This window comes from Bacillus xiamenensis (assembly GCF_000300535.1).
GTDB classification, from domain to species: Bacteria; Bacillota; Bacilli; order Bacillales; family Bacillaceae; genus Bacillus; species Bacillus xiamenensis.
This window is the reverse complement of record NZ_AMSH01000033.1, coordinates 1-13,399: the sequence shown is the minus strand read 5'-3', so window position 1 is coordinate 13,399 and position 13,399 is coordinate 1. Positions and strand designations below refer to the sequence as shown.

The 13,399-nt window shown below is 41.2% G+C and carries 11 protein-coding genes; 3 read left to right on the top strand and 8 right to left on the bottom strand.

Features of this window, described 5'->3' with window-relative positions; translation table 11 throughout:
* Positions 1 to 2: 2 nt before the first annotated feature.
* Positions 3 to 746, bottom strand: coding sequence for an MBL fold metallo-hydrolase (locus BA1_RS11420; RefSeq protein ID WP_008359031.1), 744 nt, complete (start codon positions 744 to 746; stop codon positions 3 to 5).
* A 156-nt stretch (positions 747 to 902) separates the two neighbouring features.
* Between BA1_RS11420 and yhfH the strand changes: the two genes are divergently transcribed.
* On the top strand, positions 903 to 1,040 hold the full coding sequence (gene yhfH, locus BA1_RS18725) for a protein YhfH (protein WP_008359029.1): 138 nt from the start codon (positions 903 to 905) through the stop codon (positions 1,038 to 1,040).
* 339 nt (positions 1,041 to 1,379) lie between these two features.
* Positions 1,380 to 2,669, top strand: a complete 1,290-nt coding sequence (locus BA1_RS11415) for a cation:dicarboxylate symporter family transporter (protein ID WP_008359027.1) — start codon at positions 1,380 to 1,382, stop codon at positions 2,667 to 2,669.
* Positions 2,670 to 2,702: 33 nt separating this feature from the next.
* On the opposite strand, the gene BA1_RS11410 is transcribed toward BA1_RS11415, so the two are convergent.
* The 7 genes from BA1_RS11410 to BA1_RS11375 form a co-directional block, all read right to left on the bottom strand.
* Complete coding sequence (locus tag BA1_RS11410) at positions 2,703 to 3,752, bottom strand: M42 family metallopeptidase (protein WP_008359025.1); 1,050 nt, start codon at positions 3,750 to 3,752, stop codon at positions 2,703 to 2,705.
* A 144-nt stretch (positions 3,753 to 3,896) separates the two neighbouring features.
* Positions 3,897 to 6,206: a YhgE/Pip domain-containing protein gene (locus tag BA1_RS11400; RefSeq protein ID WP_008359021.1), complete on the bottom strand. Its 2,310-nt coding sequence runs from the start codon at positions 6,204 to 6,206 to the stop codon at positions 3,897 to 3,899.
* Positions 6,207 to 6,271: 65 nt separating this feature from the next.
* On the bottom strand, positions 6,272 to 6,850 hold the full coding sequence (locus tag BA1_RS11395; protein ID WP_008359019.1) for a TetR/AcrR family transcriptional regulator: 579 nt from the start codon (positions 6,848 to 6,850) through the stop codon (positions 6,272 to 6,274).
* A 175-nt stretch (positions 6,851 to 7,025) separates the two neighbouring features.
* The gene (gene hemY, locus BA1_RS11390) at positions 7,026 to 8,438 is read right to left on the bottom strand and encodes a protoporphyrinogen oxidase (RefSeq protein ID WP_008359017.1); all 1,413 of its coding nucleotides are present in this window, start codon (positions 8,436 to 8,438) and stop codon (positions 7,026 to 7,028) included.
* A 22-nt stretch (positions 8,439 to 8,460) separates the two neighbouring features.
* Positions 8,461 to 9,399, bottom strand: coding sequence for a ferrochelatase (hemH, locus tag BA1_RS11385; RefSeq protein WP_008359015.1), 939 nt, complete (start codon positions 9,397 to 9,399; stop codon positions 8,461 to 8,463).
* 32 nt (positions 9,400 to 9,431) lie between these two features.
* Entirely contained in the window at positions 9,432 to 10,490 is a 1,059-nt protein-coding gene (gene hemE, locus BA1_RS11380; RefSeq protein WP_008359013.1) for a uroporphyrinogen decarboxylase, read from the bottom strand.
* A gap of 124 nt (positions 10,491 to 10,614) precedes the next feature.
* Entirely contained in the window at positions 10,615 to 12,750 is a 2,136-nt protein-coding gene (locus BA1_RS11375) for a transglycosylase domain-containing protein (RefSeq protein ID WP_008359011.1), read from the bottom strand.
* Between the two features lie 127 nt (positions 12,751 to 12,877).
* On the opposite strand from BA1_RS11375, the gene BA1_RS11370 reads away from it, so the two are divergent.
* A complete protein-coding gene (locus BA1_RS11370; protein WP_008359008.1) occupies positions 12,878 to 13,363 on the top strand; it encodes an antibiotic biosynthesis monooxygenase family protein in 486 nt (161 codons plus the stop codon).
* Positions 13,364 to 13,399 lie beyond the last annotated feature (36 nt).

Sequence of the window (13,399 nt, the reverse complement as noted above, 5' to 3'; positions counted from 1 at the left end):
CTCTATCTTCCTTCCTTGTTCCATCTAAGCCCTGAATAGGCAAGCTGTATACTGCCAGTATATAACGCCTGTGCTTCATTGACTAGGTCTTTATGCCGCCCGAAATGAGGCAGGTGAGTGATGATGAGTTCCCCCACATTTGCTTCACTGGCCACCTTCCCTACTTCAGTGCTGTTCATATGGCCTGCACCTGATCCGTCTTGTCCTGCATAAAAGTTGCTTTCGGCAATGAGTAGATCGGCATCCTGACTAAAAGGGATAAATGCATCTTGATAGCTTGAGTCCGCTGTATACACCACCACAGCACCATCTGCTTGAATTCTCATCGCATAGCATTCTGCCGGATGAACCGTTTTCAAAAAATCAATGTGAAACGGGCCAATTTGAATCCCCTTTTCCGGATGATAAGGTTTTGCCTTTGTATGTACATCATCCGAGAGCCGCTGAAATGCTTCTTGGTCACCAGTATGTCCATAGATCGGAAGCAGGCCGCTGCTTTTTCCTAAATGATACCCCACTAATTTCGCATATTGGAGAGGTCCGATATCTGCAATATGATCGTGATGATAATGAGAAAGAAGAACAGCATCAAGTTCTTCTATATCAATGTATTGCTGAAGCTTTGACAGAACACCGCTCCCGCAGTCGACTAGCAGACGAAAACCATCTGATTCCAACAGATAACCTGATGTTGCTTCACCAGCTGCAGGAAACCCTCCATAGCAACCAATCACCGTTAATTTCATCGTCATTTTTCCCTCCTTTTCTAAAAATCCCCTTCTTACAATATACCCATTTTTCATGGAAAAAGCATTCTTCTTGCCTATTGTTACAAAACAGATTGACAATTATAAATCTGTTATAATACAATGATAGCAACAAAATGTATTGGAGGATGACAAATGCTAGGGAAAATCACTGAGTTTTTTAGAAATTTGCCTTCAAAAAAATGCACAAAATGTGGAAATGATTTAATGGAACAGCACGAGTGTTACGGTAATGAATGTGAGGAATGCTCACAAGTAAGTTATCTTAAATAAGGAAATAACTTCAATAAAAAAGCACTTTTTGCCTCCGTCGTCAGTTGGAGGCAAAAGTGCTTTTTATTTTTTCTGAAAAATAGGTAAAAAGGTAAAACCCCTGATATAAAAGGGGTTTTTAGTATTTTTATATGATGACTTTTAGTTCGTAAGTCACTTTTTATTGACTGAAAACAACGAAGGAGGTTCGAAGTGTCCATTTTTTCAAATAATTTTGTATTTTCCAAATATAATTTAATCGTGGACGAACCTCTTTAATTTTAGTTATACTTTAATTCGTATATTAAAACTTAATATAATGGGAATATTCCTTTAATGAATATGTTAGGGAGGAACTCTATGAAAAAATTAAAATTTGGATTAGCTACTCAAATCCTAATCGGTCTGATTCTCGGTGTCGTGGTTGGTGCGATCTTTTTCGGTAACCCGGGTGTTGAGACGTATTTAAAACCAATTGGAGACTTCTTCTTACGACTCATTAAGATGATTGTCATTCCGATTGTCGTATCTAGCTTGATTTTAGGTGTTGCAGGTGCCGGTGATGGTAAAAAAGTAGGGAAGCTTGGTTTTAGAACCATTCTTTATTTTGAAATTATCACAACATTTGCGATCATCCTTGGTCTTGTGCTTGCTAACTTCGTTCAACCGGGTGCAGGCGTTGACTTTGGACATACGGAAAAACAAGATATTAGCCAGTATGTTGAAACGGAAAAAGAACAAAGTAGTAAATCAGTTGCTGATACGTTCCTTCATATCGTTCCGACGAACTTCTTCCAATCCTTAGGGGAAGGTGATTTGCTTGCGATTATTTTCTTCACTGTGTTATTTGCACTAGGCGTTTCAGCTATTGGTGAACGCGGCAAACCAGTGCTCGCCTTCTTTGAAGGTGTATCACATGCGATGTTCCATGTCGTCAATGTTGTGATGAAAGCTGCACCATTTGGTGTATTTGCGCTTATTGGTGTGACAGTATCAAAATTTGGTCTTGAATCGCTTATTTCATTAGGTAAGCTCGTAGGTCTTGTTTATTTTGCGCTCGCACTTTTCCTTATTGTTGTATTCGGAATTATTGGAAAGATGATTGGCGTCAATATTTTCAGATTTCTTGCTTACATGAAAGACGAAGTCCTTCTCGCCTTTAGTACATCCAGCTCTGAAACAGTTTTACCGAGAGTGATGGATAAAATGGAGCGCATCGGGTGTCCAAAAGGAATTGTCTCTTTCGTTATTCCAATTGGTTATACGTTTAACCTGGACGGTTCCGTCTTGTATCAAGCCATCGCTGCGCTTTTCCTTGCACAGGTATATGGCATTGATCTCACCATCGTCCAGCAGCTCACTCTTGTTCTTGTGCTGATGGTCACATCTAAAGGAATGGCTGCCGTTCCTGGTACTTCATTTGTTGTATTACTTGCAACACTGGGAACGATCGGTGTACCTGCTGAAGGCTTAGCATTTATTGCAGGTGTTGACCGTATCATGGATATGGCCAGAACTGTTGTTAACTTAACAGGTAATGCACTTGCAGCTGTCGTGATGTCTAAGTGGGAAGGGCAATATGACCCTGAAAAAGGACATCGTGTGATGACTGGACAAGATGTTCCTCAGCCAACACAACTATCAAGCTAATGAAAAAGAACCCCTGCTATCGGGGTTCTTTTTTTATGCTGTGATTAATTTCGATCGAACATAGTGGTACAGGAGATTGGCTGTATGAATCAGTGAATCTTCATGTGTTCTTTCAAACGCATGTGAAGCGTCAATGCCAGGTCCAATCAGTCCATGAATGATATCATGCCCTGCTCTAATCGCCGCTGACGCATCAGAGCCATAATAAGGGTAAATATCGAGTCGGTAATCAATTTTATTGGCTTCAGCTAATGCTGCTAAATGCTTGCGCAAACCATAATGATAGGGGCCGCTTGAATCTTTCACACAAATTGATACACTGTATTCATCGGTTGATTGACCATCACCGATGGCTCCCATATCAACAGCCATATATTCTACCGTTTCTTCAGGAATATTCGAATTTCCACCGTAGCCGATTTCTTCATTATTTGAAATTAAGAAGTGCGTCGTATGCGGCAGTGTGATGTTTTCTGTTTGAATGCGGTGAATTAATCGCAGCAATAACGCCACACTTGCCTTATCATCCAGATGTCTTGATTTAATAAAGCCTGAAGGTGTCACTTCCACTCTAGGATCAAACGAGATAAAGTCTCCTACTTGAATGCCAAGTGCTTTGACTTCGTCTGCATTTTTCACCTTTTCATCTAGGCGAATCTCCATATTTTCTTGATTTCGTTTCGCTTTTCCAGCATCTTCGTATACGTGAACTGACGTTTGATGCATGAGAATGGTTCCTGTGTATGTACGACCTGATGCTGTTTCAATTTCACAATACTCGCCTTCTATCGAGTTATATTGAAAGCCTCCAATGAGTGCAAGACGCAGCCGGCCATTTGATTTAATTTCCTTTACCATCGCACCAAGCGTATCGACATGTGCTGTCAGCATGCGATGCTCCTGATCATCCGTCCCTTTAATTGTGGCAATTAATCCACCTTTTCGATTTCGCTTTGTTTCGATCTTTAAATCTTGTAAAAAACGTTCAACAAAGCCGATCACCTTTTCTGTATTTCCTGATGGACTTGGGATCGATACGAGCTTTTGAATGAGTTGAATCGTTTCATTTACTTCAGTTGTCATTCGGCATTTCCTCCTTTGTCTGCAAGTCATTCCTTCCAAGCATGCCTTTTTCAGCATCTCTACTTAAAATATATCGTTTCGGGTTCCTGATGTCTAATTTCTCATAGAAAAATCCTTTCTCGATGAAGAGAAAGGATTCCTTGATTAAGCTTCTTCTTGTTTCATTTTTCTGATGTTCCAAGCAAAGTATGCTGTTGTTGCGGCCATCATGACGATGGCAACTGTTCCAAGGATCGCTGCTTGGTGCCATAAATAGCTGTCATTACCGCTTGCAATGATCGTTCTAAATCCATTGATTGTATATGTCATTGGAAGCAGACTATGAATGACTTGGAAGAATTTTGGTACAAGCTCAAGCGGGAATGTACCCGCACTTGCTGCAAGCTGAAGAACCAAGATAATAACAGCGATGAAGCGACCTGGGTTCCCCATTGTTGTCGCCAGAAGCTGAATGATCGCTAGGAACGTCAGACTCACAATAATGGCAAAGAGATAGAAGCGCCAGAGGCTTTCCACCTCAAGTCCAAGTCCAAAGATGAGCATGGAGCTTGCAATCACTGCCTGTAAGATACCAACGAGCAGGAGCACACTATATTTGCTGACAAACCATTCAAACGCATTTCTAGGGCGTCCAGCAGGGTCTTTCATTGGGAATACAACGGTCAGCATGAGAGCCCCTACAAAGAGTCCCATAGATAAAATATAAGGCGTGAGCCCTGTTCCATAATTATCAATCTTTTTCGCTGTATCATTCTCTGTTTTAACGGGGCTGGCAATCATATTGTAATTGTCCTGACCCGCATCAATTTCTCCTGTTTCATCTGCTGCACTTTTTAATTTATCGGACAGCTTCCCTGTCCCGCTCTTTAAGTCACCCAATCCTTTATCAAGGGATTTTGAGCCCTCAGCAAGCTTAGATGAGTTGCTTTGGATACTCTCCGATCCACTTTCCAGCTTATTTAAGGCTGCGCTAAGCTGGCTTGATCCATTTGCAAGCTTATCTGCACCGCTTTTCGCTGTATCAAGCTTGCCATTTGCAGTTTGCAGACCTTCTTGTAATTGCCCTTGACCGGTTTGAAGCTTCAGTGCCCCTTGATACAATTGATTCGTACCAGACGTCATTTGATCAATGGCGTTTTGTATCGCAACTGTCGATGTGTACAGCTGTTCTGTTTTGTTTGGTAGCTGCTTGACTTGCTGCAGCTGTGCTTTTGCCGAAGCAACCGCAGATTGAATTTCGCTTGCGTCAGGCAGTTCCTGCAAGGCCGCTAAGCTTTGTTCAAGTCCAGACAGGTCAGGTAGTTCGATCTTAGGAAGGCTTTCGAGCTGATCCATTGCTGCCTTTTTCTCTTCATCTGTCATCGAGCTGTTTTGAATAATGCTTTTTACTTTTGCATCTCGATTTGATAACGCTTCGTTTAAAGAAGCAAGTTTGGTATTCAATGTTTTTGCGTCTTTTTTCACCTGGTCTATCTTAGGCGCCATCTTTTCAAGATTCGCTAATTCTGGTGAAGATAATACTTTTTCGACGGCTGCAATTTTTTCTGAAAATGACTGTGCTTTATGATTGAGCTGTTCAATGCCTGCTGTGAATTGCGGCATTTTAGAAGCAAGCTGCTGATGTCCTTTAAGGCTTGTGTTTAACCCTTCGGTCAATGTATCAATTCCTGTACCAAGTTCTCCAAATTTCTGATCGATCGTTTGATAGCCTGTTAAGAGCTGACCAAGACCGCTGTCAAGAGATTGAATTCCAGTGTTCAGCTCACCCATTTTTCCTGCGAACTGATGAACACCTTCACTATAGGTTAACGTTCCTTCTGCCAATTTCGCCAAATTGTCTTTTAACTTTTTACTGCCATCTTTTGCACTTTTTGTTCCGTCATCAATTTTCTTCGCCCCATCGCTTGCTTGATCTAACCCTTTTGCAATCGTTTTGAAGTTATCAAAGATGACCTCTGCATAATTTTCTGTGACTTCCTTTGAAACCGAATCTTTTAATTTGATAATGGCATTATTCGCAATTTGTGACGCAGCATAGTTTGCACCTGGATTCGTATAATATTTCAGATTCGATTTTTTTGGATGTTTGTCTAGCACTGTACTCGCGTTTTTCGAGAAATCTTTCGGAATTTCAACGACGAGGTAATAGTCCTCGTTATTTAAGCCCTTGATGGCCTTTTCTTCACTATCGACAAAGTGCCATTTAAAACTATTGTTCTTCTTCAATTCCTTCACTAAATCATCGCCCACTTGAAGGGTTTTGCCGTCATAATGACTGCCTTCATCCAAGTTGACAACCGCTACAGGTAATTGATCAACTGTACCATATGGATCCCAGTAAGCTTTTAAAAATACACCACTATAAATCAGTGGAATAAATAAGACAGCTAAAATCGGGATCAGTAGTTTTTTGCTCGTCACAATGTCTTTCCATTGATTCCGAATTAAATTCATTGCTGTTTTCCTCCCATTGATGAATGACTAAATTGGCAATTTGGTCATTTGAACTCAAAAAAAAATTACGTTGTTGCAGACAGTCCTTTGAGTACATAAAGCTCGAGCGATTCGGCTACCTCTTCTTTTGTTAAAGGCTCGTATCGCTTTTCCCAATCAAAAATAAGTGCAATATATAGTTTCACCATCACAAATGCCGTCAATTCAGGATCACAGGGCTTAATGTCGCCTTTTTCAATCGCTTCTTTTACTTTTGTTTTAATATAGCGAATAATCATCTGCTCCATTTTTTCTATCATTTCTTTGACCGCTGACGTGCCAAGCTCCGCATTTTCCTGAAAGATTTTAATGGTGAGCTGGTGGTTTTTTCTAAATTCTAATATTGCAAAGAGTGCTAAGTGAAGGTTTTCAGAGAACGTATTCTTCTCATCTATCGCTTCGTCCGCAATTTTCCTCATCTCCATCAACAGTGATGTGAAAATTTCATCAAACAGCTCTTCTTTGTTTTTGAAAAAGGTATAAATCGTTCCTTTTCCGACGTTGGCAAGCTTTGCTACAAGGTCCATTGTCGTGGCTTTATACCCGAATTGAGTAAACGCCTTTGTTGCTCCATCTAAAATCATTTGTCTCCTATCAACACTCATGATCTCACTCCCAAAATGACTATTTGAACGTTTCGGTCATTAAGTACAGAAAGTAATATACCACATCTTTTTCCTCAGATGCAACAACTTTGTTCAATTTTATTATTCACCACTCTTTTCTAAACATACGAACATGAAAAACTCCCTTTCCATGACAGAAAAGGGAGTTTGTTTTTTATGAAAATAGATAAGATACAGCTTCTGAGATGGCAGCTTTTCCTTGATCAATACAATCAGGAATTCCAACACCTTCAAATGCAGCACCCGTGATATAAATACCAGGATATGATTGCTTAAACGTTTCTCTCATCGTCGAAATCTCTTTTTGATGCCCCACATGATATTGCGGCATGCTCGTCTTCCAGCGAGTCACTGTCGTCAGCTCTGGATCTGCTTTAATATCCATGATTTTCTTCAAATCTTCCAGCACGATGCTGACAATTTGATGATCTGACTGCTCGACAATTGATTCATCGCCCGCTTTCCCAACATATGCACGCAGCAATGTTTTTCCTTTAGGTGCTGTGTGTGGCCATTTCTTATTTGTCCACGTACAGGCTGTAATGGAGAAATCACTATTTCTTGAGATGACAAAACCGGTACCATCATATTCATTGTGGACATCATCTTCTTTAAAACCGAGAGCCACTGTTGCAACAGAGGTAGATGTCATCTCATGCAGGTACTCAAGTCCTGCTTCTTTTGGAAACATTGAATAGATTGATTGATGAGGGGTTGTGACAATGGCTGAATCTGCATAAAGCGTTTGGCCGCTGTCTAATTGAACGCCATAGCCTCCATCTGTTTTTTCAATCTTGGTCACTTTTGTCCCTTTGTAAATCGTCGTCAGCTTGAGTTTACTTTCTACCGCTTCAACAAGTGCTTGCAGCCCTTGATTGATGGTCTGGAACTGCCCTTGCTTTTTCGCTGTCACTTGCTGCGCTTTCGCGTGCTGCTGTGATTTTTTCATGCCAAGAATCAAACTGCGATGCTTTTGTTCTGTTTGATAGAACTGTGGGAAGGTGGACATTAAGCTCAGACGGTCAATATCACCTGCGTAAATGCCTGATAAAAGCGGCTCAATTAGATTCTCCACCACTTCATCACCCACGCGTCTTCTAAAAAATTCTCCCAGTGATTGATCCTCTGTTTGTTTGCTTTTTGGCAAAATGAAATCCATCGCTGCTCTTGCTTTTCCTGCAACTGAAAAAAGCCCAGTTGTAATGAAAGGGCTGATTTGAGTTGGAATCCCCATAACAGCTCCCTTTGGCATTGGATGAAGGGTTTCATTGACTAGTACATACGCTTGCCCCGTTTCATTATTGACGAGCTGATCGGCTAGACCGACATCCTTTGCCAGCTGCGGTCCACTGACCTTTCTTTCTAAAAATGAATCAGGTCCACGTTCAATGATATATCCATCTTTATATAAGGTTTGTATTTTTCCACCTAGCCTAGGACTCGCTTCGATAAGTGATATTTGGATAGGAAGACCTTTTTCTTCGACTTCCTTTTCCAAATAGAAGGCGGCAGCCAAACCAGTGATGCCGCCGCCAATGATGACAAGGTGTTTTTGATTGTCATGCATAGGATCGCCTTCTTTTATATGATTACTTGCTTTCGTTAAGCTTCTTTAATACGACTGCTGCTAGTGCATCAATAAATGCCGGTTTCGCATTTGGCATTTCGGGACGATAGTAGGCTGCGCCAATTTCATCTGTTACAACTTTACATTCATAATCGTTGTCGTATAACACTTCAAGATGATCAGCGACAAATCCAACAGGCACGTATACGAACGTTTTATAGCCTTTTTGTTCAAACAGGTCACGCGTTAAATCTTGCACATCTGGTCCAAGCCATGGATCAGGCGTATTGCCTTCACTTTGCCAGCCAATTTCATAATGCTCAATCCCTGCACCTTCAGCAATCATTTTGGCAGATTGCGCGAGCTGATCAGGGTATGGGTCTCCTGCTGCAATGATTTTTTCAGGAAGGCTGTGTGCAGACACAATCAGCACGGCTGATTCTCGTTCTTCTTGACTCATGGATGCATACGTATCTTTCACTTGTTTGACCCAATAATCTACAAACTTCGGCTCATCATACCAGCTTTCAACAGAAGTGATTTTCAGATTACCCAGCTTATCTGCCTCATCTTGGGCACGTTTGTTATACGATTTCACACTAAATGTGGAAAAGTGCGGCGCGAGGACAATACTTACAGCTTCTGTGATGCCATCCTTGTGCATGTCAGCAACCGCATCCTCAATGAAAGGCTCGATATGTTTTAAACCAATGTACACATGAAATTCAATCTCGTCCTGGATATGATTCAAATGTTCACACAAACCGTTTGCTTGCTGCTCTGTAATTTTTGATAAAGGAGAAATACCACCGATGGCCTTATAACGATCCTTTAAATCTTGCAGCATCTCTGGCTCCGGCTTTCTGCCTCTGCGAATATGTGTATAGTAACGTTCAATGTCTTCTTCTTTATATGGGGTGCCATATGCCATAACAAGAAGCCCCATTTTCTTTTTCTCCACAACCAACACTCCTTCTGATCATTTGAAATAGTTTAAATGGATGTTTTTTTATGTTTAGCTGAGTAGTCGTGAATAAAATCTGTCAGCTTCTTTAACGTTTCTGGTGAAACATCAGGAAATACCCCATGACCTAGGTTAAAGATAAAGTGATCTGATTTCATCCCTTGATCTAAAATGTCTTTTGCTCTTTCTTCAATTACTTCCCAAGGAGAAAGTAAAATCGTTGGATCAAGGTTTCCTTGTAATGTTTTGGTTAACCCTTCTTTACGCGCTTCGTCTACACTCATACGCCAATCAAGTCCAACGACATCAAGCGGCAGGTCATGCCAATCTTTCGCTAGATGACTTGCACCAACTCCGTACATGATCATTGGTACATTTTCAGACTTCAGCTCTGTGAAAATACGCTGCATGACCGGCTTTATAAATGTCCGGTAATCCGCTGCATTTAAAGCGCCAACCCAAGAGTCGAAGATTTGAAATGCACGAACTCCCGCTTTCACCTGTGCCCGTATGTACGTGATCGTCATATCAGCTAATTTGTTCATCAGCAGCATCCATGTCTCTGGCTCACTGTACATGAGCGCCTTCGTTTTATGATAATTTTTAGATGGACCGCCTTCTATCATGTAGCTTGCCATCGTAAAAGGGGCACCTGCAAAACCAATAAGCGGCACATTCAGCTGCTCCTTCGTTAACAGCTTGATCGTATCAAGCACATATGGCAGGTCTTCTTCAGGATGAAGCTCGCCAAGACGGTCAATATCCGCCTTTGTCCGAATAGGTGAATCAATCACAGGTCCAATCCCATTTTTAATTTCAACGTCCACTCCAATCGCTGGAAGCGGGGTCATAATATCTTTATATAAAATAGCGGCATCTACACCATATTGTTCTACAGGAAGTCTTGTTACATAAGCACATAGCTCTGGCTGATGCGTAATTTCAAATAGCCCGTATTTTTCTTTGAGGGCACGATATTCAGGCTGTGAGCGTCCTGCCTGTCTCATATACCAAACAGGTACATGGTCTGTTTTTTCCCCTTTGCACGCCTTTAAGAACGTGTCGTTAAAACCCTTCGTTTTTCCCATTACCTTTCATTCCACCTTTCGCCTCACACTCTCTTTGTATAAGGCTCAAACACTGCTTTTACTATACCGCTTTTTCAAGGCACGGTATACTAAAGCGGCTCAATGTTCAAAAAATCGCCGAATATTAACGACCAAAAGCCTCTGGCTTGATGTAAGAACTGCCTTCGCCTTCTTCTTTTGTTTGAGTATTGTATGGAACAACCTTATACTCTGCATCTGAAAACACATTCGCAAACGGCATTGTATAGCTGTTTGTTCCTGTTACTGAGTCGATCAGTGTCTCACTTCCATTTCTCTTTTCATAAATGCGATACTCGACGCGTTTGTCCTCCTGTTCATCCCATGACAGCTCCAATGTAAACAGCCCTTTGATTTGAAACGCATAACGCGCTTCAAAGCCTGACAATCCTTCTAAATGGATCGGCGATTGAAGTTCTTTAATCCCCTCTGGTTTCTCGAAGGTTTCATTGGTGATTTGGGCTGTCGTCAAAATATCTTTAAATAACTGCACCGGATACTGACTGCCGCCGGTTAAATAATGGCTGTTATCGGTTTTGTCATATCCCATCCAGATCGCACCCGTTGTACTAGGTGTATAGCCAGCAAACCAAGCATCTTTTGTTGCACCTTTCACATCCGAATAAGTGGTTGTACCTGTTTTACCTGCTAAATCCCCGGCATATGAACCGCTCTGAGCTGTACCGCCTTTGACGACCTGCTGCAGCATTCTTGTCATATTCCAAGCGTTTTGCACACTAAACACTCGTTCTTGCTTGTTTCGATTTTTTTCAACGGTTTCTCCTTCATCATTGGTAATTTTCTGAATGAAGAAAGGCTTTTTATAGACGCCTTCATTTGCGAATGTATGAAAGGCTCCAGCAATCTGCAATGGAGAAACCCCTTTTTCTAAACCGCCAAGTGCTATGGCAAGTCCTTTATCCGAAATATCAATGCCCATCTTTTCAAGATAAGATTTAGAGGTGTCAATGCCAAGCTGACTTAACGTCCATACAGCAGCTGTATTTTTACTTTTCATAAGGGCATCTACCATCGTAACTTGTCCTTCATACTGTCCATCGTAATTCTTTGGTGAATAGCCGTCATAGCTTTTTTCTTTGTCTTCAAGGAGCGAATAAGGTCTGAATTTTTTCTCCTGCAACGCTGGACCATACACTGCTATCGGCTTAAAAACAGATCCAGGCTGTCTCAGAGCCGTTACCCTGTTGTATCCTCTTGCCTGATATTCCCGTCCGCCAATGGCTGCTTTTACTCCCCCAGACACATTATCAATAAACACTGCACTGCTTTCTGGCGAGCCGCTTTTTCCCGGGAAATAACGGTTGTTTTTCATTGCTTCATAGGCGACTTTTTGCAAATTCATATCGATGGGTACCGTAATGGTATAGCCGCCTTGAAGCAATTGCTCATGTGAAATCGAATACTGTGATTCTGCTTCTTTTATGATGAGATCGACATAGCTGTCCACCCAAGGTGTTTCTGATTTCTTTTTCAAGTGGATGCCCAATGTTCTTCCTTTTGCTTCTACTGTCTCTGTAGATGACAAATATCCTTGTTCATTCATTAAATTCAGGATGGTATCTCGTCTTTGTTTATTTTTATCTGGGTGTAAAACAGGCGAATACGTTGACGGTGCCTTTGGCATTGCGGCAAGCGTAGCCCCCTCACTGACAGTTAAATCTTTTACATCTTTACTGAAATAGTAATTGGCGGCTGCTTGAATGCCATAGACGCCGTGGCCGAAGTAAAGCTGATTCAAATACATCTCAAGCAGCTTATCCTTTGAGTAATCTCTTTCTAAATTAATAGCAATAATGACTTCTTTTGTTTTTCGAAGAAACGTTTTATCGTTTGTGAGAAAAATATTTTTGGCAAGCTGCTGGGTGATCGTACTGCCGCCCTCTACCTTTCCACCTGCTAATATATCTCGATAAATCGCCCTTGAAATAGATTGTGCATCAATTCCATGATGCTCATAAAAGCGCTTGTCCTCTACAGCAACAAAAGCCTTCGCCACTTTATCAGGGACCTCCTTTAATGACACAGGGTCCCGATTTTCCGAATACATGCTTGTGAGTTCTTTTCCATTTTGATCAATGATTTTTGAGGAAGCGTGAAAAACGAGCTTCTTCTCATCTATAACATAATGTCCTAAAAACAAAATGGTCAGATAGCCAATAAATGAAAGCACGAGCGTACTTCCTGCAATGACTAATGGAATGATTATCTTCTTTTTCTTCAAATTAGGTCACCTCATTCCTTTATACGGATAGTATGGGATGTATTGCTTCATAATATGTTTTATGGATTGACTACCAAAGAATTATATATCATTCTTTTGTTATACTATCAAGCAGGAGGCGGTTTAGATGAATTTCTATATTACATATGGAACAGCAGACTTTTTGCAAAAAATCGCAAAAAAGCACCATCTAGAAAATCTGCTTTATATGGTCGGGAAAGAACAAGCGGCTCTTTTTCATGAAACGGAGGGTGAGACGGTCTTTAAAGCGCCCCATGCCTATGATGTGATTTATTCGAAAGGCGAACTTGTCCAATCTGGTTTCGTCACTTTAAATCATATCCCTGTAAAGCTCGAGAGCAGGGCACTTTTTGAATCCACCTTTCATAAAAAAACAAACATTTCAGAACATCAGCGCGGCTTTCAGGCACTTCGTGTGTTAAGACCAAAAAAGGATGAAGAGGTTTACTTGATTGTGACCCTTTGGGAATCAGAAGACTTATTTCAAGACTTTCAAGAGTCAGAAGCCTTTTTTCAGCCACACGAGGATACAGGTTCCATCTTCTCCCGCCCTGCCTATCTCACATCCTATCATGCCGTCACAGACCATTAAGGAAGTGCTTTTCGCACTTCTTTTCATGAAAAAACT